Annotated in this window: 20 protein-coding genes; 11 read left to right on the top strand and 9 right to left on the bottom strand. The window is 71.2% G+C overall.

Features of this window, described 5'->3' with window-relative positions; translation table 11 throughout:
* The first annotated feature begins 4 nt into the window (after window positions 1-4).
* The 8 genes from HNR67_RS35920 to HNR67_RS35885 all read left to right on the top strand — a co-directional run bounded on the left by HNR67_RS35920 (window position 5) and on the right by HNR67_RS35885 (window position 8,238).
* Window positions 5-559: a helix-turn-helix domain-containing protein gene (locus HNR67_RS35920; protein ID WP_185007265.1), complete on the top strand. Its 555-nt coding sequence runs from the start codon at window positions 5-7 to the stop codon at window positions 557-559.
* A gap of 70 nt (window positions 560-629) precedes the next feature.
* Entirely contained in the window at window positions 630-1,919 is a 1,290-nt protein-coding gene (locus HNR67_RS35915) for an NAD(P)/FAD-dependent oxidoreductase (protein ID WP_312988813.1), read from the top strand.
* On the top strand, window positions 1,916-2,188 hold the full coding sequence (locus tag HNR67_RS35910; RefSeq protein ID WP_185007263.1) for a (2Fe-2S)-binding protein: 273 nt from the start codon (window positions 1,916-1,918) through the stop codon (window positions 2,186-2,188). Before HNR67_RS35915 ends, HNR67_RS35910 begins: the two co-directional genes overlap by 4 nt.
* The gene (locus HNR67_RS35905; RefSeq protein ID WP_185007261.1) at window positions 2,188-3,504 is read left to right on the top strand and encodes an FAD-dependent oxidoreductase; all 1,317 of its coding nucleotides are present in this window, start codon (window positions 2,188-2,190) and stop codon (window positions 3,502-3,504) included. The genes HNR67_RS35910 and HNR67_RS35905 overlap by 1 nt, the downstream gene beginning before the upstream one ends.
* A 1-nt stretch (window position 3,505) precedes the next feature.
* Window positions 3,506-4,417: a dihydrodipicolinate synthase family protein gene (locus HNR67_RS35900; RefSeq protein ID WP_185007259.1), complete on the top strand. Its 912-nt coding sequence runs from the start codon at window positions 3,506-3,508 to the stop codon at window positions 4,415-4,417.
* A 1-nt stretch (window position 4,418) separates the two neighbouring features.
* A complete protein-coding gene (locus HNR67_RS35895) occupies window positions 4,419-5,420 on the top strand; it encodes a proline racemase family protein (RefSeq protein ID WP_185007257.1) in 1,002 nt (333 codons plus the stop codon).
* Complete coding sequence (locus HNR67_RS35890) at window positions 5,417-6,778, top strand: aldehyde dehydrogenase family protein (protein ID WP_185007255.1); 1,362 nt, start codon at window positions 5,417-5,419, stop codon at window positions 6,776-6,778. Before HNR67_RS35895 ends, HNR67_RS35890 begins: the two co-directional genes overlap by 4 nt.
* Before the next feature lie 17 nt (window positions 6,779-6,795).
* Window positions 6,796-8,238 carry an aminopeptidase P family protein gene (locus HNR67_RS35885; RefSeq protein WP_185007254.1) on the top strand — a complete coding sequence of 481 codons (1,443 nt, stop codon included), beginning with the start codon at window positions 6,796-6,798 and terminating at the stop codon, window positions 8,236-8,238.
* A gap of 42 nt (window positions 8,239-8,280) precedes the next feature.
* Here the strand turns inward: HNR67_RS35885 and HNR67_RS35880 are convergent, their stop codons facing one another.
* Window positions 8,281-9,918, bottom strand: a complete 1,638-nt coding sequence (locus HNR67_RS35880; RefSeq protein WP_185007252.1) for an ABC-F family ATP-binding cassette domain-containing protein — start codon at window positions 9,916-9,918, stop codon at window positions 8,281-8,283.
* Window positions 9,919-10,004: 86 nt separating this feature from the next.
* On the opposite strand from HNR67_RS35880, the gene HNR67_RS35875 reads away from it, so the two are divergent.
* Window positions 10,005-10,838 carry an NmrA family NAD(P)-binding protein gene (locus tag HNR67_RS35875; RefSeq protein ID WP_185007250.1) on the top strand — a complete coding sequence of 278 codons (834 nt, stop codon included), beginning with the start codon at window positions 10,005-10,007 and terminating at the stop codon, window positions 10,836-10,838.
* Window positions 10,839-10,840: 2 nt separating this feature from the next.
* Here HNR67_RS35875 and HNR67_RS35870 read toward each other — a convergent pair whose 3' ends face one another.
* The gene (locus tag HNR67_RS35870) at window positions 10,841-11,737 is read right to left on the bottom strand and encodes an oxidoreductase (RefSeq protein ID WP_185007248.1); all 897 of its coding nucleotides are present in this window, start codon (window positions 11,735-11,737) and stop codon (window positions 10,841-10,843) included.
* A 45-nt stretch (window positions 11,738-11,782) separates the two neighbouring features.
* On the opposite strand from HNR67_RS35870, the gene HNR67_RS35865 reads away from it, so the two are divergent.
* Complete coding sequence (locus HNR67_RS35865) at window positions 11,783-12,205, top strand: MerR family transcriptional regulator (RefSeq protein ID WP_185007246.1); 423 nt, start codon at window positions 11,783-11,785, stop codon at window positions 12,203-12,205.
* Here HNR67_RS35865 and HNR67_RS35860 read toward each other — a convergent pair.
* The 7 genes from HNR67_RS35860 to HNR67_RS35830 all read right to left on the bottom strand — a co-directional run bounded on the left by HNR67_RS35860 (window position 12,187) and on the right by HNR67_RS35830 (window position 21,276).
* Complete coding sequence (locus HNR67_RS35860; RefSeq protein ID WP_312989681.1) at window positions 12,187-13,896, bottom strand: acyl-CoA dehydrogenase family protein; 1,710 nt, start codon at window positions 13,894-13,896, stop codon at window positions 12,187-12,189. The genes HNR67_RS35865 and HNR67_RS35860 overlap by 19 nt on opposite strands.
* A 66-nt stretch (window positions 13,897-13,962) precedes the next feature.
* The gene (locus HNR67_RS35855) at window positions 13,963-16,203 is read right to left on the bottom strand and encodes a HelD family protein (protein ID WP_185011507.1); all 2,241 of its coding nucleotides are present in this window, start codon (window positions 16,201-16,203) and stop codon (window positions 13,963-13,965) included.
* A gap of 185 nt (window positions 16,204-16,388) precedes the next feature.
* On the bottom strand, window positions 16,389-18,284 hold the full coding sequence (locus HNR67_RS35850; protein ID WP_185007242.1) for a M48 family metallopeptidase: 1,896 nt from the start codon (window positions 18,282-18,284) through the stop codon (window positions 16,389-16,391).
* Complete coding sequence (locus HNR67_RS35845; RefSeq protein ID WP_185007240.1) at window positions 18,281-18,925, bottom strand: sigma-70 family RNA polymerase sigma factor; 645 nt, start codon at window positions 18,923-18,925, stop codon at window positions 18,281-18,283. Before HNR67_RS35845 ends, HNR67_RS35850 begins: the two co-directional genes overlap by 4 nt.
* 67 nt (window positions 18,926-18,992) lie before the next feature.
* Window positions 18,993-19,286 carry a DUF1330 domain-containing protein gene (locus tag HNR67_RS35840; RefSeq protein ID WP_185007238.1) on the bottom strand — a complete coding sequence of 98 codons (294 nt, stop codon included), beginning with the start codon at window positions 19,284-19,286 and terminating at the stop codon, window positions 18,993-18,995.
* Window positions 19,287-19,499: 213 nt separating this feature from the next.
* A complete protein-coding gene (locus HNR67_RS35835; protein WP_185007236.1) occupies window positions 19,500-20,240 on the bottom strand; it encodes an SDR family oxidoreductase in 741 nt (246 codons plus the stop codon).
* A gap of 55 nt (window positions 20,241-20,295) precedes the next feature.
* On the bottom strand, window positions 20,296-21,276 hold the full coding sequence (locus tag HNR67_RS35830) for a sigma-70 family RNA polymerase sigma factor (RefSeq protein WP_312989680.1): 981 nt from the start codon (window positions 21,274-21,276) through the stop codon (window positions 20,296-20,298).
* A gap of 181 nt (window positions 21,277-21,457) precedes the next feature.
* Between HNR67_RS35830 and HNR67_RS35825 the strand changes: the two genes are divergently transcribed.
* A complete protein-coding gene (locus HNR67_RS35825) occupies window positions 21,458-21,862 on the top strand; it encodes a DoxX family protein (RefSeq protein ID WP_185007232.1) in 405 nt (134 codons plus the stop codon).
* Window positions 21,863-21,895: the final 33 nt, after the last annotated feature.

Raw genomic sequence — 21,895 nt, 5'->3', positions numbered from 1 at the left:
CGGCATGACGAGTCAGCGGGCCGGTCAGGTGCTCGGCGTGAACCTGCGGGAACGGCGGGAGGCGCTGGGCATCTCGCTGTCCGAACTCGCCAGGCGATCCGGCATCGCCAAGGGCACGCTCTCCCAGCTGGAGTCCGGGTCGGGCAACCCCACCATCGAGACGGTGTTCAGTTTGTCGAACGCTCTTGATGTCCCGGTTTCCAGTTTGCTGACTGAACAGGCCGACCCGGACGTGGTGGTGGTGCGCTCGGCCGACCTGGAGGTGCTCAGCGGCGAGGCGGTTGATCTGCGCCTGCTCCGGCGGATCGAGCACGGCGGCGCGGTGGTGGAGGTCTACGACCAGCGGGTGCGACCGGGCGTGGTGCAGGAATCCGCAGGTCACCCGGGGTTCGAACATACCGCGGTGGTGACCGGGACGTTGCGCGTGACAGTGCACGGGCGAGTGCACGAGATCGGCCCAGGGGACTACGTGCGGTTCCGTGCGGGCACCCCGCACCAGTACGCGGCCGTGGACGGCGAGGTGCGCTCGGTGCTGCTGCTGGAGCACCCGGCTGAGTAGCCGCCGTTGACGGCGGCCGATCCGGGACTTAGCCTCGGCATCGTTCATTTTACTGAACGATGGGAGGTGGGTGTTGTCGGCGGACGTCGTGGTGGTCGGGGCCGGGGTGATCGGGGCGGCGTGCGCGTACGCGCTGCGGCGGGCCGGGCTGCGGGTGCTGGTGCTGGAGCGGGGGGCGCCCGCTTCGGGGACGACGGCGGCGGGGGAAGGGAATGTGCTGGTCTCGGACAAGGCGCCGGGGCCGGAGTTGGCGTTGGCCCTGGAATCCCGGCGGTTGTGGCCGGGGGTGCTGGCGGAGTTGGGGGCGGCGGAACTGGCTCGGCGGGGGGCTGGGGCCGGGAACGCGGGCGGTGGGGTGGACGCGGCGGGTTCGCTGCGCGGGCCGAGCAGGTTTCCCGGAGCGAGTGGGCCGAGCCTGGTTGGTGGGGTAGCCGCACCCGGCGAGGTGGGTTCGGGGGCGCGGGGCGACGCCGCCCTGCTGGCCGAGTTGGCCGGGGTCGAGTGGGAGGCCAAGGGCGGGCTGACCGTCGCGACCCGGGACCCGGAACCGCTCTTCGAGTTCGCGGCGGCCCAGCGAGCCGCCGGGGTGGACGCCCGGGTGGTCGAGGATCCCTGGGAACTGGAACCGCACCTGACACGACGGGTCACCGGCGCCGTGCACTACCCGGAGGACGCCCAGGTGCAGCCCGTGCTGGTGGCGACCGCTTTGCTGCGGGGGATTCCGGTGCGTTCCGGGGTCACCGCGCTGGGGCTGGTGCCGGGTGGAGTGCGGACTTCCGAGGGGGTGATCCGGTGCGATCTCGTGGTCAACGCGTGTGGGCCGTGGGCGGGGGAGTTCGCGGCGGCCGTGGGTGCGCCGATCCGGGTGTTGCCGCGGCGGGGCATGGTGCTGGTCACCGGGCCGTTGCCGGAAGTGGTGCGGCACAAGGTTTATGACGGCGACTATGTGGGCGCGGTCGCCAGTGGTGACGCGGGCCTGCAGACCTCGGCGGTGGTGGAGTCCACCCGGGGCGGGACCGTGTTGATCGGGTCCAGCCGGGAGCGGGTGGGGTTCGACGAATCGTTGCGGGTGCGGGTGTTGCGGGAGCTGGCGGTCAAGGCGATGGCGTTGTTCCCGGTGCTGGGGGATGTGCCGGTGATGCGGGCTTACGGCGGGTTCCGGCCTTATGCGCCGGATCATCTGCCGATCATCGGGGCGGATCCGCGGGTGCCGGGACTGTGGCATGCGACGGGGCATGAGGGAGCGGGGATCGGGTTGGCGCCCGCTACCGGGGAACTGTTGGCGGACTTGGTGTCGGGACGCTCGCCCCGGGTGGATCCGCGGCCGTTCCGGGTGGATCGGGCGGCGGTGCTGGGATGAGTGCGATCTGGGTCGAGGTGGACGGGGTTCGGGTGGCCGCGATGAGTGGGCAGACCGTGGCGGGGGTGTTGCTGGGACTGGGGCGCACCTCCTGGCGGAGTACCCGGCGGGATGGGCGTCCGCGTGGGGTGTTCTGCGGGATCGGGGTGTGTTTCGACTGCCTTGTGTTGGTGAACGGGGTGCCGGATGTGCGGGCCTGTCAGCGGCGGGTCGCGGACGGGGATGTGGTTCGGGTGCAGTGTGGGGCCGAGCTTCCGGGGGAGTGTTGATGTCGCGGGTGGTGGTGGTCGGGGCCGGGCCCGCTGGATTGGCGGCGGCTTGGGCGGCGGCTTCCGTTGGGGCGTCGGTGTTGCTGGTGGACTCCGGGGTCGCGGTGGGTGGGCAGTATCGGCGGCAGTCTGGGTTGCGGGCGGCGCGGACGCCGGTGCATCCGTTGATCGAGTGGCTGCCGGAGACCTCGGTGTGGGCCGTGGAATCCATGGCCGGCGGGCATCGGGTTCGGTTGCAGACCGGGGCCGCGGACTCGCCGGGGCGGACCATGTCCACTGTGGACACCGACGCGCTGGTGATCGCGACCGGGGCCTATGACCGGGTGTTGCCGTTTCCCGGGTGGGATCTGCCGGGGGTGTACACGGCGGGGGCCGCGCAGGCTTTGGCCAAGGGGCAAGGGGTTTCGGTCGGGCGGCGGGTGGTGGTCGGCGGGACCGGGCCGTTCTTGTTGCCGGTGGCGCGGTCCCTGGTTGAGGTGGGGGCCGGGGTCGCGGAGGTGTTGGAGGCCAACGGGATTGGCGGTTCCTGGGGGTGGCGGCGGGATCCGTTGGGGGCGTTGGGGAAGGTGGGGGAGCTGGCGGGGTATGGGGTGATGCTGGCCCGGCGGCGGGTGCCGGTGCGGTTCGGGGCCGCTGTGGTTGCCGCGCACGGGGAATCGCGGGTTGAGGCGGTCACCGTGGCGCGGCTGGATGCCGGGTGGCGGGTGGTGGCCGGGAGCGAGCGGGTTGTTGAGGTTGACGCGGTGTGCCTGGGGTTCGGGTTCACCGCGCAGCTTGAACTGGCCGTCTCGGCCGGGTGCCGGATCGAGGACGGGGCCGTGGTCGTCGACCCGGCGCAGCGGACCTCGGTGGCCGGGGTGTTCGCGGCGGGAGAGGTGACCGGGATCGCCGGGGCCGGGCCCGCCGCGGCCGAAGGGACCGTGGCGGGGTACGCGGCCGCGGCTCGGGTGGGGCGGACGGTCGCCGTGCCCCGGGACGCGGTGCGGACGGTGCGGGCCGGGCGGCGGTTCGGGCGGGCTTTGGCAGCCGCTTATCCGGTGCGATCCGGTTGGCGGGACTGGGTTTCCGCGGACACCGTGGTGTGCCGGTGTGAAGAGGTCCGCATGTCCGACTTGTGTGCCGCCGTGGCACAGGGTGCGCTGGGGATGCGGGCCGTGAAGCTCGTCAGCCGAGCCGGGCTCGGGCTGTGTCAGGGACGGATCTGCGGGCGGATCGTCGGGGAACTCACCGGCACCCCGTTCACCCAGAACCGGCCGATCGCTGTACCGGTGCGCCTGCGGGACCTGGCGGCCGTCGAGGACGAGGAGGAGAACTGAGTTGAGCACCGAGAAACTGGACGGCGTGATCGTGGCGACCGCGCTGCCCTACCGCGAGGACCCCGCCGCGCCCGCGGGACTGCGACCCGACCTGGACCGCTACGCCGAACACTGCCGCTGGCTGGTGGACAACGGCTGCCGGGGTGTCGGGCCGAACGGGTCACTCGGCGAGTACTCCTCGCTGACCGACGCCGAACGCCGGGTGGTCGCCCGCACCGCGGTGGACGCCGTGCGCGGCAAGGGAATCGTCGTGGTCGGCGTGCACGGCGTCGGCGCGCACCAGGCCCGCTACTGGGCCGAACTGGCCGCCGAGGACGGGGCGCACGGGGTGCTGTGCCTGCCGCCCACCATGTACCGGGCCAACCCGGCCGAGGTGCTGCACCACTTCCGCGAGGTGGCCAAGGCCGGACTGCCGGTGATGGTCTACAACAACCCCATCGACACCAAGGTCGACCTCACCCCCGAACTCCTCGCCGAGATCGCCCAGATCGAGAACATCGTGGCGGTCAAGGAGTTCTCCGGGGATGTGCGGCGGGTACTGGAGATCCGCGAGCAGGCGCCCGAGCTGACCGTGGTCGCCGGGGCCGACGACGTCGTGCTGGAAAGCCTGCTGATGGGCGCCACCGGGTGGTTCGCCGGGTTCCCCAACGTCTTCCCCGCCGAGTCGGTCCGGCTCTACGAGCTTGCCACCCAAGGGAAACTCGCCGAGGCGCGGGCACTGTACGAACCACTGGTGGCCGCCTTCCGCTGGGACTCGCGGGTGGAGTTCGTACAGGCCATCAAGTACGGCATGGACCACGTCGGCCGCTACGGCGGACCCTGCCGCCCGCCTCGCGGCCCCCTGGAACCCGCCCAGCTGGACCGGCTGCGCGCGGACATGATCCGGGCCGTCGACTCGCTGCGGGCCGGCTGAGATGCGCGCGGCCCGGTACTTCAGCGCGGTCGACTCGCACACCGAGGGCATGCCCACCCGGGTGATCACCGGCGGCGTCGGGGTCATCCCCGGCGACACCATGGCCGCGCGCCGCGAACACTTCATCGACCACCTCGACCACATCCGCGAACTGCTGATCAACGAACCCCGCGGGCACGCCGCGATGAGCGGCGCCATCCTGCAACCACCCACCACCCCGGACGCCGACTGGGGCGTGCTCTACATCGAGGCATCCGGCTGCCTGCCCATGTGCGGGCACGGCACCATCGGCGTGGCCACCGTGCTGGTGGAGACCGGCATGGTCGAGGTCACCGAACCCATGACCAGGGTCCGCCTGGACACCCCGGTCGGCCTGGTCGTGGCCGAGGTCGAGGTCAGGGACGGGCGGGCAGCACACGTCACCATCCAGAACGTGCCCGCCTACACCGACCGCCTGGACGCCACCGTCGACGTGCCCGGATACGGCAGGATCCGCTACGACCTCGGCTACGGCGGCAACTTCTACGCCATCCTGCCCCTGGACCAGCTCGGCATCCCCTTCGAGCGCACCGAGAAGGACCGCATCCTGGCCGCCGGACTGTCCATCATGGACGCCATCAACGCCGCCGCCCGCCCGGTTCACCTCCTTGAACCCGGCATCAACGGCTGCAAGCACGTCCAGTTCACCGCGCCCGGCCGGGACGGCGGGCAGGCCCGCAACGCGATGGCCATCCACCCCGGCTGGTTCGACCGATCCCCCTGCGGCACGGGAACATGCGCGCGGATGGCGGTGTTGCACAGTCGGGGCGAGCTTGAGGTCGGCGCGGACTTCGTCAACGAGTCCTTCATCGGCACCCGCTTCACCGGGCGGATCACCGGGGAGACCACCGTGGCCGACCGGCCCGCGATCATCCCCGCCGTCACCGGACGCGCGTGGATCACCGGGATGGGCCAGTACCTGCTCGACCCGACCGATCCGTTCCCGAGGGGGTTCGTGCTGTGAGCACCATCGTGTCCACCAGTCCGCAGCGGCCGGCCGAGATCGTCGTGGCGACCGCGGCCGCCGACCGCGCCGCCGTCGAGGCCACCGTCGCCCGCGCCCGCGCCGCCGGGCGGGACTGGGAGGACGCCGGACCCGCCGTGCGCTCGGCCGCGCTGACCGCCGCGGTCGCCGAGTTCGAGCAGGACGCCGGGCACCTCACCGACCTCATCGTGCGCGAGGTCGGCAAACCACGGCAGGAAGCCGCCGCCGAGGTCGCCAGGGCCGTCGCCATCCTGCGCTACTACGCCCAGCAGGCCTACGACCCGGCCGGGGAGAACTACCCCACCGCGGGCGGCCTGGCCTTCACCACCCGGCGGGCCCGCGGCGTCGCCGGACTCGTCACCCCGTGGAACTTCCCCCTGGCCATCCCGGTCTGGAAGCTCGCACCCGCGCTCGCCGCCGGCAACGGAGTGGTGATCAAGCCCGCGCCGGAGGCCACCGCGGTCGCCCAGCGGATCGCCACCCTGTTCGACCGGGTGCTGCCCGCCGGACTCCTGGCCGTCACCCCCGGCGGCGCGGAAACCGGCTCGGCCCTGCTGGACACCGTGGACGTGGTGTCCTTCACCGGATCCACCACGGTCGGCCGGATCATCTCGGTGGCCGCCGCCCAGCGCGGCATCCCGGTGCAGGCCGAGATGGGCGGCCTCTCCGCCACCATCGTGCTGCCCGACGCCGACCTGGACCGCGCCGCGCAGGACGTGGCCAGGGCCGCCATGGGTTACGCCGGGCAGAAGTGCACCGCCACCAAACGGATCTTCGTCGTCGGCGACCCCGGCCCGTTCACCGACCGGCTGGTCGCCGCGGTCACCGGACTGCGCGTCGACGACCCGGCCGAGAGCCCCGACCTCGGCCCGGTGATCACCGAGGGCGCCCGGGAACAGGTGTTCACCGCCGCCGCCCAGGCCGAGGCCGCGGGCGGACGGCTGCTGACCAAGCCGCACACCGAGGCCACCGACGGCTGGTACCTCAACCCGGTGCTCCTGGACGGGCTGTCCCCGGACGCGCCGCTGTTCCACGAGGAGGTCTTCGGCCCCATCACCGCCCTGGCCGGGGTGGCCAGTGCCGATGAGGCGTTCGCGCGGGCCAACGGCACCCAGTTCGGCCTGGTCACCTCGGTGTACACGGCCGACCTCGGTGCGGCGCTGACCGCGGTGCGGCGCAGCGAGTCCGGCATGGTCAAGGTCAACCTGCCCACCAACGGCGTGGACTTCCACCTGCCCTTCGGCGGCGAGAAGCACTCCGGCTACGGCGAGAAGGAGCAGGGCAAGGCGGCCGTCCGGTTCTACACCAGGGAACGTACTGTGCAGGTACAGGCGTGAACACGGCAGGAGGAGCAGTGACTACCCAGAACGAGGCGGAGGAACCCGCCCGGCGTGACCCGATCCGGCCGATCGATGCCGAGGGCTTCCGTGCCCTCATCGGCACCGGCTGGGGCCCCGCCGACCGCGCGGTCCGGGTGCCGGACGGCCTGGCCAAGGCCTCGGCGGCACACCGGGCCCGGCTCTCCGCCGCCCTGCCGGGCAAGCGCATCGCGGTCGCCGCGGGCCGCGCCCCGGTTCGCGCCAACGACACCGACTACGACTTCCGCGCCGACAGCGACTTCGTCTGGCTGACGGGCTGCCAGGCCGAGGGCGCGGTGCTGGTGATGACCCCCGCCGGCGGCGGCCACGACGCGGTGCTGCACCTGCGGCAGCCCGCCCGTGCCGACGAGGCGGACTTCTTCGCCAACGCCCGTGACGGCGAACTGTGGATCGGCCCGGTGCCCGGCCTGCCGGAATGGTCGGAGGCGCTGGAGATCCCGGTGCGGCCGATCGAGGAACTGCCCTCCTCGCTGCGTGGGGCGATCCCGGCGGTGCTGGTCACCAGCGGCGTCGAACCGCTGCTGGACGCCCTCGCGCCCGGCACCGTGGCCGAGACGTTGCAGCTGCGGCGCACGCTGTCCGAACTGCGCCGGATCAAGGACGACTGGGAGATCGGCCAGCTCCAGCAGGCCATCGACGCCACCGTGCTCGGTTTCCAGGACGTGGCCCGCGAACTGCCCTACGCGATCAGCCGCGGCGGTGAGCGCTGGCTGCAGGGCACCTTCGACCGGCGCGGCCGCACCGAGGGCAACGGTGTCGGCTACGCCTCCATCCTGGCCGCCGGCCCGCACGCCCCGGTGCTGCACTGGGTGCGCTGCGACGGCCCGGTGCCCGAGGACTGCGCGCTGCTGATGGACGCCGGTGTCGAGGTCCGCACCCTCTACACCGCGGACGTGACCAGGACCTTCCCGGTCTCGGGCACGTTCAGCGAACCGCAGCGGCGGATCTATGACCTGGTGCACAAGGCGCACACCGCGGCGATGGCCGAGGTCAAGCCGGGCGTGGAGTACCGGGCCTTCCACAACAAGGCGATGGAGGTCATCGCGACCGGCCTGCACGAGTGGGGCCTGCTGAAGGTCTCGGTGGCCGAGGCGCTGGACCAGAACGGCCAGCAGCACCGCCGCTACATGGTGCACGGCACTGGCCACTACCTGGGCCTGGACGTGCACGACTGCGCTTCTTCCAGCGCCAAGGCCTACCACGCCGGCACCCTGGAGGCGGGGATGACGCTGACCGTGGAACCGGGCCTGTACTTCCACCCCAACGACGAGACCGTGCCGCCGGAACTGCGCGGGATCGGCGTCCGGATCGAGGACGACCTGCTGGTCACCGACACCGGCAATCAGGTGCTGTCCGAGGCGCTGCCGATCACCGCCGACGGCATCGAGCAGTGGGTGCGGTCGCACCTGCCGCGCTGAGCTGACCGGGCCGCGCCGGGGATCACCCGGTGCGGCCCGGTGTCAGCGGTCGGTGACCTTGCCGTTGTCCACGTGCAGGTGCCGGGTGGTGGCGACCGTGTCCAGCATCCGCCGGTCGTGCGTGACCAGCAGCAACGTGCCCGGGTAGTTGGCGAGGGCCTGTTCGAGCTGTTCGATCGCGGGCAGGTCCAGGTGGTTGGTGGGCTCGTCCAGGACGAGCAGGTTGACGCCTCGGGCCTGGAGCAGGGCGAGGGCGGCGCGGGTGCGTTCGCCGGGGGAGAGGGTGGCGGCCGGGCGGGTCACGTGCACCGCGTTCAGCCCGAACTTGGCCAGCAGCGTGCGCACCTCGGCCGGGGCCTGTTCGGGCACGGCCGCGTTGAACGCGTCGACGAGGGGTTCGCCGCCGAGGAACAGGCCGCGGGCCTGGTCGACCTCGCCGACCACCACACCCGGCCCGAGTGACGCCTGGCCCGAGTCGAGTTGTGCGCGGCCGAGCAACGCGGCGAGCAGGGTGGATTTGCCCGCCCCGTTGGCGCCGGTGATGGCGACCTTGTCCGCCCAGTCGATCTGCAGGTCCACCGGTCCGAGGGTGAAGCCGCCGCGGCGCAGCACCGCGGCCCGCAGCGTGGCCACCACCGCCCCGGCGCGGGGTGCGGCGGCGATTTCCAGGCGCAGCTCCCACTCCTTGCGGGGTTCGTCCACCACGTCCAGGCGTTCGATCAGCCGTTCGGTCTGCCGGGCCTTGGATGCCTGTTTCTCGGTGGACTCGCTGCGGAACTTGCGGCCCTGTTTGTCGTTGTCCCCGGCCTTGCGGCGGGCGTTCTTGACGCCCTTCTCCATCCAGGACCGCTGGGTGCGGGCTCGTGCTTCCAGGGCGGAGACGGTGTCGGCGTACTCGTCGTACTGGTCGCGGGCGTGCCGCCGGGCGACCTCGCGTTCGGTGAGGTAGGCGGTGTAGCCGCCGCCGTAACTGCGGATCTGCTGCTGGACGAGGTCGAGTTCGACCACCCGGTTGACGGTGCGGGTGAGGAACTCGCGGTCGTGGCTGACCAGCACCGTCCCGGCGCGCAGCCCGGTGACGAAGGCTTCGAGGCGGTCCAGGCCGTCCAGGTCGAGGTCGTTGGTGGGCTCGTCGAGCAGGAAGATGTCGTACCGGCTCAGCAGCAGCGAGGCCAGTCCGGCCCGCGCGGCCTGCCCACCGGAGAGCCCGGTCATCGGCGCGTCCAGGCCGACGGACAGGCCCAGGTCGGCGACCACCTCGCCCATCCGCTCGTCCAGGTCCGCGCCGCCGAGGGCCAGCCAGCGTTCCAGGCTGTCGGAGTAGGCGTCGTCGGAGCCGGGCGCGCCCGCGGTCAGCGCCTCCAGGTCGAGGTCCATCCGCGTCTGCGCGGCGGCGACCCCGGTGCGGCGGGCCAGGAAGTCCCGCACCGATTCCCCGGCCCGGCGTTCCGGTTCCTGGGGGAGGTGGCCGACGACGGCGCTGGGCGGGTTGAGCCGGATCGAGCCCTCCTCGGCGGTGAGCAGCCCGCCGAGGGTGCGCAGCAGGGTGGACTTGCCAGCCCCGTTCACCCCGACCAGGCCGATCACATCGCCGGGGGCGACGACCAGGTCCAGACCGGAGAACAGAACACGGTCCCCATGCCCTGCGGCGAGACCCTTGGCGACGAGTGTGGCGCTCATATCGAGGTGAATCGTAGGCGGCCGCCCCGAGCGCCCGCGATTCGGCCGTTGACCTCCAGTTAAATGGAGGAAATAGCCTCCGGATCATGATCGATGACAACGGAATCACGCTGGTCGCCGGGGCGACCGGGAACATCGGCGGCCGGGTGCTGGCCGAACTGCGCCGCCGGGGCCACCGGGTGCGGGCGCTGACCCGAAGTCCGGAACGAGCGGTGTTCCCGGACGGGGTGGAGGTGGCCGTGGGTGACCTGGCCGACCCCGGCAGCCTCCGCCCCGCACTGGCCGGGGCGAGCGCGATGTTCCTGCTCACCTATGACGCGGCCACCGGCGCCCCGCTGCGCACCGGTCCCGAACTGGCCGGGGAGATCGCCGCGGCCGGGGTGCGGCGGGTGAGCACGCTGTGGGGTGGCGAGCCGGGACCGGTGGAGCGGGCGATCGAGGCGGCCGGGCTGGCCCAGACCACGTTGCGGGCGGTGGAGTTCATGTCCAACACCCTCGGCTGGGTGGAGTCGATCCGGGACGAGGGCGTGGTGCGGGAGGCTTTCCCCGCGCTGCGCAGCGCCATGGTGCACGACGCGGACCTCGCTGAGGTGGCGGTGCGCACGCTCACCGAGGACGGGCACGGCGGCCGCGACTACGTGCTCACCGGGCCGGAGGTGCTGACCTTCGCCGATCGGATCCGGCAGCTGGGCGCGGTGCTGGGCCGGGACATCCGGTTCGTCGAGCTGACCGAGAAGCAGGCCAGGGCGCGGATGCGGGGCTGGGGGTACTCGCCGGCGGCGGTCGAGCACGTCATCGGCTGGTACGCCGACCCGCCGCCGGAGGGCTACACCGTGGATCCGGCGGTGGCGCAGCTGCTGGGGCGGCCCGCGCGCACCTTCGCCGACTGGGTGGCCGAGCATTCCGGGGCCTTCCGCTGATCTCAGCCCACGCCGGTCAGCTCGGCGGAGAGGTCCCACAGCCGGGCCGCGGCTGCCGGGTCCCGCGCCCACGGTTTGACGCCGCCGATCAGCATGTCCTCGGTGGCCGCGGGCCTGGCCAGTGCGTTGTCCTGGCAGTACGCCCCGCCGTGCGCGTCCAGTTCGGGCGCGGTCGCCGCCCACACCGCGGTGGCCGCGCCCTGCGCCGGGGTCTTGAACCCGGGCGCGGGGGTGCCGTCGGCGGCGAACCAGCCCAGGGCGAGCTGCTCTTCGCGCGGGATGTGGCGTTGCAGCGGGGTGAGGATGCTGCCGGGGTGCACGGCGAAGGACCGCACGCCCAGGGTGTCCAGGTGCAGCGCGAACAGGGCGTTCGCGGTTTTGCTCTGCGCGTAGGCGAGCCAGCGGTCGTAGCCGGTGTGCCAGTGCGGGTCGGCCCAGCGGATGTCGGCGAGGAAGTGGCCGGAGGAGCTGACCGACACCACCCGCGCGGTGCTGGACAGGGCCGGGCGGAGCCGGTTGACCAGGGCGTAGTGGCCGAGGTGGTTGACCGCGAAGTGCGCTTCCCAGCCCGGTCCGACCCGGGTTTCCGGGCAGGCCATGATGCCCGCGTTGGCGATCACCAGGTCCAGGGTGCGGCCGGAGTCCAGGAACCGGGCGGCGAAGTCGCGGATGTCGCGCTGGTCGGCCAGGTCCAGGGCGTCGATCTCGGTGTCCGGGAGGTGGGTGCGGGCGATCTGTGGGCGGCGGGCCGGGACCAGGACGTGCGCGCCCGCGGCGGTCAGCGCGCGGGTGATCTCCAGGCCCAGCCCGGAGTAGCCGCCGGTGACCAGGGCGGTCCGCCCGGTGAGGTCGACGCCGGTGAGGACTTCGGCTGCGGTGCTGTGCGCGGTGAAGGGCATGGGGCGACGCTAAAATCTAGAGTGTTCTCTAGGTCAAGGAGTGCCGTGACCACCAGTGGCTTGGGGCTGCCGATCGGACGGGTCGCCGAGGCGACCGGGTTGAGCGTGCACGCGCTGCGCTTCTTCGAGCGCGAGGGCCTGTTCCTGCGCGAGATCCCGCGTACCAGCGGCGGGCAGCGGCTGTTCGCGGAGTCCGATGTGGACTGGCTGGTGCTGTGCAACCGGCTGCGTGCATCCGGCATGCCGATCACGGTGATCAAGGAGTTCGCCCGCCTGGTCCGGCTCGGACCCGGCAACGAGGCGGAACGCCTTGCCTTGCTGGAGGAACACGAGCGGACGGTGCGGGAGAAGATCACCGAGTTGCAGGCGAACCTGGCGGTGATCGAGGGCAAGGTCCAGACCTACCGGCGGCACGTCCAGGAGGGGACGGCCGCCGGTGTCTGGGAGCCTCAGGGACGCATCTCGTAGCGGCCCGACAGCGCCGCCACCTCGGCCCACAGCCGCTCGAACCGCTCCCGGTCGACCACCGGTCCGCGCACGTGCTCCAGGGCCCAGGCGCGCTGGGCGTCGGTGGCGGAAGCCTTGCCGTGCAAGGCGACCGCGTAGCCGGAGAAGTCGCGGACCAGCACGTCGAAGACCTGGTCGAGCAGGTCAGGGGTGGCCCCGGTCAGCTCGGCCTGCTCCAGGATCAGCTGGCCGTAGACGACCAGGGTGAACAGCTGGCCCAGGTTGAGCAGGAAGTCCAGGTCCTTCTGCTGCGCCTCGTCCGGGGCGGCGGTGGTGAGCAGCTTCTTGAGGCCGTCGGCCTGCTCCAGGAAACGGGTGACGTTGGGGATCTGGGCGAAGCGTTCGTACACCGCGCGCCAGTCCGGGAAGCGGATCTTGCCAAGGCCGCGGGCCGGGCCCTGCTGGAAGAAGAACTCGTCGTCGGCGGGGTCGTGCCGGGTGGGCACGGCGGCGTGCTCGGCCGGGTTGAACAGGTAGTTCGGCATGAACTTGAGCACCAGGGCCAGGTTGACGTGCACCGTGCCCTCCAGCTTGGGCAGTGCCCTGATGTGCGCGGTGGCCTGGTTGAAGTAGGTGTTCTTCTCGAAACCCTTGGCCGCGACGACATCCCACAGCAGGTCGATCACCTGCTCGCCCTCGGAGGTCACCTTCATCTTGGTGATCGGGTTGAACAGCAGGTAGCGCCGGTCCTCGGCGGTGGCGGAGCGGAAGTAGTCCACCGAGCGGTCGGCGAACAGCTTCATCGCGGCCAGCCGGGCGTAGGCGTCCACGAAGTTCTGCCGCACGTGCGGGAACTCGGTGACCCGCTTGCCGTAGAGGATCCGGTTGTGCGCGTGCGTGATTGCTTCATAGTATGAGTGCTCAGAAATCCCGATGGACGCTGTGCACAGGTTGAACTTGCCCACGTTGACCGTGTTCAGCGCGGCACTGAAGGCGTCCGGGCCGGTGTGCAGGATGTCCTGCTCCCGCACCGGATAGTCCTCGAGCCGGAACTCGGAGACGAACATCTGCGAGTCGACCACGTTCTGCACCAACGAGAACTTCTCGTGCTGGCTGTCCACCGCGAAGAAGACGTAGCCCTCTGGACCGTCCACATCGGAGCGTCGGCCGAACACCGAGACGATCCCGGCCACGTTGCCGTTGCCGATGTAGTACTTGTCCCCGGTCGCGGTGAACCCGCCGTCCGCGGTGGGGGTGAGGATCATGTCGGTGGAGTAGACGTCCGCGCCGTGTTCCTTCTCCGACAACCCGAAGGCGAACACCGCGCCGCTGTCCAGGAGTTCGGCCGCCCGGCCGCGGGCCTCCTTGTTTCCGCTCATCCAGATCGGGCCGAGGCCGAGCACGCTGACCTGCCAGGTGTACCAGTACGGCAGGCCGTAGAAGCCGAGGATCTCGCTCAGCGCGGCGTTGCGGGTGGCGTCCCAGCGCTTGTGCTCGTCCCCGGCGGCGTCGGCGGCGGGGGTGTTGAAGGTGGCGAACAGTTTCTCCCGCCGCACGAAGTCCAGGAACTCCGTGTACCAGACCCGGTCCAGGGCGTCGGCGAGCAGCCGGCGCTTGCCGCGGGCCTCGAACCAGTCGATCGTGGCCCGCAGCAGGCGCCGGGACTCGGCGTCCAGGTGCGTCGGGTCGTAGCTGTCGGGGTTGAACAGCACCTCGTTGCCCACGGTCGGGTCCCTTCGTCCTGGAAGAAGATCCCCGGTAGGCTACCAGTCGGTAACTTAGCTCGCCTCGACCTGTGTCAGGCCCCTCAGCGCGGGCGGCAGCGGCGCGGTGTGCAGCACGCCGAGCCGCTGGGTCGCCCTGGTCAGCGCCACGTACAGGTCGTTGGCGCCGCGTGGGGACTCGGCCAGGATCTCGGCCGGGTCGACGACCAGGACCCCGTCGAACTCCAGGCCCTTGGCCTGCCGGGTGCTCATCAGCACCACCTGGTTCTCCAGTTCGGGGCTCTCGCCCAGCGCCGCGCCGGGCACGACCTCCAGGACGGCCTCGCCGAGTTCGGCCAGTCCGGCGGCCGGGACGATCACGCCGAGGCGGCCCTCGCCGATCTCGGCCAGTTCCCGCAGCACCGTGTCGGCGAGCTGTTTGGCCAGTTCACCGCGGTCGACCCGGCGGCTCCACGGGGCGTGCCCGCTGTCCCGGACCGAGCTGGGCGGGGTGAGTCCGGCGGGCAGTTCGGCCAGCACCTCGGCGGCGATGTCCATGATCTCCCGCGGGGTGCGGTAGTTGACCGTGAGCTGGGTGAGCTTCCAGCGTTCGGCCACGTAGGGCCCGAGCACGTCCTGCCAGGAGTTGGCCCCGGCCAGGTCGCCGGTCTGCGCGATGTCGCCGACCAGGGTCATCGACCGGCTGGGGCTGCGCCGCATGAGCAGCCGCCAGGCCATCGGGGACAGTTCCTGGGCCTCGTCGACGATGATGTGGCCGAAGGTCCAGGTGCGGTCGGTGGCGGCGCGTTCGGCGGCGGTGCGGGTGTCCACCTCGTCGTAGCGGTCGGCGAGCTGTTCGGCGCTGATCAGGTTGTAGGCCATCAGCATCTCGGGGTCGGCGTCGTCGTCGAGGTCGAGGATGTCGAGGACGCCCTGGGCGTAGGCGCGGCGTTGTTCCTGACGTTTGCGCTCGCGGGCCTTCTCCGCCCGGTCGTCCACGCCGAGCAGTTCCATCGCCTCGTCCAGCAGCGGCACGTCCGCGGGCGTCCACGGCGCGTCGGGTTCGCGCAGCAGCAGCTTGCGCTCGGCCTCGGACAGGTGCGGGGTGGCGCGTTCGAGGCGGTCGGGGTCGCTGAACAGGTCGCGCAGCAGCTGTTCGGGGGTGAGCACCGGCCAGAGCTGGTCCATCGCGGCCCTGACCTCGTCCTCGGCCCGCAGTTCGGCCCTGATGTCGGCCAGGTCGCCGCGGTCGAGGAATTCCCGGCCCAGTTTGCCGGCGACCTTGCTGGTCAGCCGTTCCAGGAGTTCGCGTTCGACCAGCGGGCGGGCCAGGTTGTGCAGGCGCCGGGAGCGGCGGCCGCGGCTGACGATGCCCCGGCAGTCGGCGGGCTTGAGCACCAGTGGCTGCCGCTCGAAGAGGATCTCGATGGGCTCCTCCGGGGGCTGCTGCCGGTCCTTGACGGCGGCTTTGAGCACGCCGAGGAAGTCCAGGCTGCCCTTGATCGCGGCGGCCTCGGGGGATTCCTGGCCGGTGGCGGTGACCCCTGGGTACAGCTCGCCCATGGTGGCCATCAGCACGCTGGTCTCGCCGAGGGAGGGCAGCACCTCGCCGATGTAGTGCAGGAAGGTCTGGTTGGGGCCGACGATGAGCACGCCGCGGCGGGTGAGCATGTCGCGGTGGGTGTAGAGCAGGTAGGCGGCGCGGTGCAGGGCGACCGCGGTCTTGCCGGTGCCGGGCCCGCCCTGGACGACCAGCACGCCGGAGAGGTCGGCCCGGATGATCCGGTCCTGTTCGCCCTGGATGGTCTGGACGATGTCCTTCATCCGGCCGGTGCGGCTGGCGTTGAGCGCGGCCAGCAGCACGGTCTCGCCGGTGAGGCCGTCGCCGTGCCTGGACTGGCGGCCCTTGTTGTCGGCGGTGATGTCCAGGACCTCGTCGTCGATGTCGACGACCTTGCGCATCCGGGTCTTGATGTGGCGGCGCCGGTGCACGTCCAGGGGGTTGGCGCCGGTGGCGAGGTAGAACGGGCGGGCGGCGGGCGCGCGCCAGTCCATCAGCAGCGGTTCGTACTCGTTGTCCTCGTCGAAGATGCCGATCAGGCCGATGTGCCTGGCCTCGCCGTTGTCGTAGTCGAGCCTGCCGAAGCACAGCCCGGCCTCGACCGCGCTGTACTGGGCGAGCTGCCGGTTGAAGTGCGCGGCGGAGACATCGCGTTCGGTGCCGGCGGACAGGCTGCCGCCCGCGGATTCGCGCAGGGTCTTGGCCAGCCCGGTCTTCGCGCGGGCGCGCAAGGCGTCGAGCCTGCCGTAGAGCATGGAGACGTGCTCCTGCTCCCTGGCCAGCTCCACCGTCCGCAGGTCCTCGTCGGTTGACAAGCGGGCTTCCCCTCTACTAAGCTCGTGCCAGACACATTTTCAGTGTCCGTTTCCCATGCGCACAGTCTGATGCGCTCAGGAATGGCAAATATAGCCGTTTCTCTTCTCTCACGCCAACGCCCAGTTCAGGGCTGGCCCGCCGTGCGCCGTGGGGTCACCGGTCGCAGGTCATTCGGGTTGATCCGGATCGTGGGCATTACGAAAGTCGGCAGCCGCAGGCTGGGCAGCACCGGGTACACCGGCTGCTGGTAGACCGGGGTGCGGATGTCGAAAGGGTTGTGCGTGTTCAGCGGCGGGCGGTACGGGGGCCGGTATTCCTCGCGGAAGACGAACAGCGCGAGCAGCACGCCGACCGCGACGACGCAGGCGGTCCACAGGCTCAGTTTCTGGCTGCGCCTGCTGTCCGCGCGGATCTCCGGGTCGGCGATGCCAAGGCGCAGGTCGGTCTTGCCGGTTTTGGCGGCGGGGGCTGGGCGGGGTTTGTGGCTGTCCACGCCGAGCGCGGCCAGGTGTAATCGCAGCCGGGGGACCTCGCGGGGGTTGTCCAGGGCGCGTTGGACCAGGTCGCCGAGTTCGATGGTGGGGTCGCGCACGATGAGTTTCGGGGTGCCGGTCCAGGGCGCGGTCCAGCTGGCCGAACCGGCCCGGACCAGGGCCGCGCCGAGCAGGCTGACCAGTGAGGCGCGCAGCAGGTCGGGGCCGCGGTCGGTCGGCACGCCGGCGTGTTCGGCGACCTGGTCGGCGAGTTCCCCTGCGCGGCGGGCGTCGAGGAGTTCGAGCACGGCGTTGATGGTCAGTTCGGTGGTGTCGTCGCCGCGCAGGGCGTGCACGGCCGGGCGCAGCCAGGCGAGCTGGCGTTCGACGTGGCTGCCCGCGGCCAGGGTCACCCAGTCCCGCCACGGCATTGTCTTGCGCTGCTTGGGGTACATGGCCTTGCGCAGGCGGTGCGCGGCCTCGGTGGGGTCGGCGCCGAGCAGGTTGAGCGCGGGCCGCAGTTCGCGTGGCAGGTCCCGCGGCGGCAGGGTGGCCAGGTAGGCGAGCCGGTCGGCCAGGCTGGGATGGGTGTCCAGGGCGGCCCTGGTGGATTCGGCGGGCGCGGCGCGGTGCTGGGCGAGCACGTCGCGGTAGTCGGGGTCGGCGAGCATGGCCTCGAAGGCGCTGAACGGGTCGTCCGGGACGGCCCCGGCGGCGGCCAGCGGGGTGAGGAAGCGGTCCCGGAAGTCGGTCCAGGCGGCCATCAGCACCAGCGCGGAGCGCAGTGCCTCGCCGGTGACCCTGGGGCCGGCGACCGCGGCGGCGGAACGGTCGGCCTCGATCTCCTGGCGGCGCAGCACGGCGAAGGCGATCCGCACGTAGCACCAGCCGTAGATCCGGATCACGCCGAAGATCAGTCCGGAGTACATCCTGGCGAGGGCGTTGGTGTTGATCGCGCTGCGCATCTCCTCGGTGGCGGTGTCCAGGGCCAGCGCGCCGCGGTAGACCACCGCGCCGAACCGGTTGTGCCGTCCGGCGAAGTGGCCCAGTTCGTGGCTGAGGATGGCTTTCAGCTCGTCCAGGGGCAGGCCGGTGAGCAGCGGCAGGCCGAGGTAGAGGCGGCGTTCGCCGACGACCAGGCCGAGCATCCGGGTGTCCTCGGTGACCGCGGCGTTGGCCTCGGCGGTCAGCCGGATCTCATCCGGCATCGGCGCGTCGGCGCGTTCGGCCAGTTCCTCGACGGTTTTCCAGAGCAGCGGGGCCTCGGCGCGGGTGAGCAGGACCGAGTCGAGGTCGAGGTGGCCGGGGGAGTTGGTGGCCAGCACGCCGCGGACCACGCCGAGCAGCACCGGGATGCTGCTGCCGGCGATGAGCACGGGCAGGTGGAAGTTGGTGGGGAAGGTGTTGGTGGGCAGGGTCAGGGTGTGCAGGGCGAACACGACCAGGGCGAGGTAGCCCAGGACCAGGCAGGCGGCGAGCACGTAGAAGCCCACGAGCAGCCCGACGGCGAGCAGCCCGCGCACGGTCGCCAGCACCCGGGAGATCACGACAGGCCCAGCCTCCCGGAGATCCGGGCCAGGGCCTCGGCGTCCTCCGCGGCCCCGGCCCGCAGCTGGTTCTCGGCGCGCCGCAACGCCTCCGCCACCGCGTCACCCGGTTCGCCCTGCTGTCCGGGCAGCGCGACCCGGCGGACCTTGCCGGTGAGTGCCTCCCGGTCGCGCACGCCGGTGAGTCCGAGCAGGCTGTCCAGCGCGATCCTGGCCTTGCCGATCATGGCGGTCACCGCGCTCTCGCTGGTGTCGAGTTCGGCCGCGATCTGGTGCGCCGTGAGCCCTTCGGCCCAGTGCAGGTAGGCGATGACGCGGTGTTTGCGCGGCAACCGGGACAGCGCGTCGAGCACGAGGCGGACTTCGGCGGCCTGTTCGGGGGAGCAGCGGGCGGGCAGCGACACCACGAGTTCCAGCGGCCGGTGCAGCCGCCACCGGCGCGCGGCGGCCCAGAGCCGGCGCTTCACCGCCTGGTAGACCCAGTCCTCCGGCACCCGGTCGGCGAGTTCGGGCCAGCGCCGCATGGCCTCGGCGTAGGCCTCCTGGACGGCGTCCTCGGCGTCCTGGCGGTTGTGGGTGAGCATGAGGGCGCGCGCGAGCATGCCGGGGCAGGTCTGGGCGAAGAAGACCGGGAAGTCCACCGATCAATGGGATCACGGCTGCCTGACAAAAGCCCTCCGCCAGATGACGTAGGCGGACGGCGGGAGGTCACGGTCCGATGCCGTTGAGCAGTACGACTACGCCGGTGGTGCCTGCTTGGCGGTCTTGGGAGATCTCCTGGTATTCGGCGGATTGCGACCAGTCCTCGAAGGCTTCCCTGGTGGGGAAGGAGAGCAGGACGGCTTTCTGGTGGGGGTAGCCGCCTTCGATGGTGGTGGGGGAGTCGTCCGCGGCCAGGAGGGTGCCCTGGTGGTTGTTGAAGACCTCAGGGAAACGGGATTGGTAGCGGGAGTAGGCGGTGGGGTCGGTGATGGTGAACTGGGCCAGGGCGTAGACGGTCATGGGGGGATTTTAGGAGCGGGGATCAAGGACGAGGTCAAGATCGAGGGCGTACGACAACGGCCAACGTGCCGTACAAGAACGGCCAACACTGGGTACGACAACGGCCAACACGCGCGGAGGGGGTTCAAACCCGAACCCCTCCCGGCGTGTTGGCCGTTGTCGTACGGTGTGTTGGCCGTTCTTGTACGTCGTGTTGGCCGTTGTGGGACGGGGTTAGGCGGTGAAGCCGCCGTCTGTGTTGATGGTGGCTCCGGTTACGTATTGGGCTGCGGGGGTGGCTAGGAAGGCCACTACCGCGGCGATTTCTTCTGGGGTGGCGAAGCGGCCCAGGGCGGTGAAGGCGTTGATGGCTTCCACGAAGCCGGGGTCGGTGGGGGCGGCGTCGGTCTGGGTGGGGCCGGGGCTGACCAGGTTGGCGGTGATGCCCTGGGGGCCGAGTTCGCGGGCCAGGGCCTTGGTCAGGCCGGTCAGGGCGCTCTTGCTCATCGAGTACAGGGCGAAGCCGGGGAAGACCGCGCGGTCGGCGACGTTGCTGCCGATGTTGATGATGCGGCCGCCCTCGCGCAGGTGGGGGAGGGCGGCCTGGGCGGCGAGCAAGGGGGCGCGGACGTTGACCGCCAGGGTGCGGTTCACTGCTTCCGGGCTGAGTTCGGCCAGCGGGGCGAAGTCGAACGCGGCCGCGTTGTTGACCAGGATGTCCAGCGCGCCAAGGGTTTCCACCGTCGTTGCCACGGCGTTGGTGATCGCCACGGGGTTGGCGCTGTCCGCCTGGATGGCCAGGCCACGTGCGCCGAGATCTTTGATCTGCTCGACGATCCGGTCGGCGGCGGTGGCGTTGTTCTGGTAGGTGATGGCCACGTCGGCGCCCTTGGCGGCCAGGGCGAGGGCGATGGCGGCGCCGATGCCGCGGCTGCCGCCGGTGACCAGGGCGGTCCGGCTTGCGAGTTCGTTCATGTCGCAGAGCCTGGTTGAGCGGACCGTCCTGGTCTGGCGGAGTTCGGACGCGGAGTTAGGCGGGGATTTCCATTGGCAGGCCGAACTTCTCGAACAGGGACAGGTCGAAGAAGCTGGAGACGTGGGTGATTCCGTTGGGACCCAAGGTGAGCACCGGGAGGTTGAAGGGTTTGTACACGTCGCCGTCGCGCATGTAGAGGCCGAAGCCGGGCTGGCCGTTGGCGTTGACGGGCAGCAGTCGCATGTCGCCGGGGCCTTCGGCGGGACAGGCGGTGTCGATGAGCCTGCCGATGTTCTCCGCGCCCTGGTACCAGCCGACGAACGGCGGCATCTCCCACACCGCGTCGGCGGTGAACAGGGCCACGATCGCGCTGATGTCCTTGTCCTCGAAGGCTTTCACGTACCGTTCGAGCAACTCGCGCTGGTCGGCGTCCAGTGGTGCGGCCACCGTGTCCTGGCGGGGCTGGACCGTCTCGAGCTGGGCGCGGGCGCGTTGCAGGGTGCTGTTCACCGCGGCCACCGAGATGTCCACCGCCTCGGCCACCTCCGCGGCCTTCCACTGCAGCACATCGCGCAGGATCAGCACCGCGCGCTGCCTTGGCGGCAGGTGTTGCAGGGCGGCCACGAAGGCCAGCCGGATGGTCTCCCGGTCGGTGACGATGGTGGCCGGGTCCGCGCTGTCCAGGCCGACCGCGCTGTCCGGGATCGGTTCCAGCCACGGCACTTCCGGCTGCTGCACCAGGGGATCCTCGGCCTGCGAGCCGGGCTGGCCGAGACCGGTGGGCAGCGGGCGCTTGGCCCGGTTCTCCAGCGCGGTCAGGCAGGTGTTGGTGGCGATCCGGTGCAGCCAGGTGCGCAGCGAGGACTGGCCCTCGAACTTGTCGTAGGCCCGCCAGGCGCGCAGGTAGGTCTCCTGCACCAGATCCTCGGCGTCGTGCACCGAGCCGAGCATGCGGTAGCAGTGCGCGAGCAGCTCCCGCCGGTACTGGCCGGCCTGGCCGAGGAACTCGTCCTCGACCGGCTTCTCCGTGGACACCACGACCGTTCTTCCTCTCCCCAGACAGCTCTCGGACCAGCGGCCCCAGTCTGCTTCATGCCCCCTGACCTGTACAGACGGGCTCGCCGGAAAAAAGTTCGGCGGCGACCGATGAGTTTGCCGCGGGGCCGTTGTCAGTACCGGTGACACCACAACGAGGACATCATCTGGGGAGCCGGACATGACCACCATCGCCATCGCCACCGCCACCAGCACCGCCAAGCCCGCCTCGCGCGCCGGGAACATCGCGCTCTGGACGCTGCAGGGCCTGCTCGGCGCGTTCTTCCTGGTCGCTGCAGCGATCCCGAAGCTGGTAGGGGAGGCCACCGCCGTTGGGATCTTCTCCTCCATCGGCGGTGACTGGTTCCGCCTGTTCATCGGCCTGGTCGAACTGGCCGGCGCGATCGGCCTGGTCATCCCGCGACTGGCCGCGGCGGCCGGACTGGGCCTGACCCTGCTGATGGTCGGCGCGACCTACTACCAGGTGGTCGTCTTCGGCACGCCGGTCCTCGCCATCACCACGGTCACCCTCGGCGTGCTCGCCGGGGTCGTCGCCTGGGCCCGCCGCCCGCGCCGATCCGCTTGATCTTTTTCGCTGAATCGCCCACGAACAGACTGA

This window comes from Crossiella cryophila, assembly GCF_014204915.1.
Taxonomy (GTDB): Bacteria; Actinomycetota; Actinomycetes; order Mycobacteriales; family Pseudonocardiaceae; genus Crossiella; species Crossiella cryophila.
This window is presented reverse-complemented; position numbering and strand designations above follow the sequence as displayed.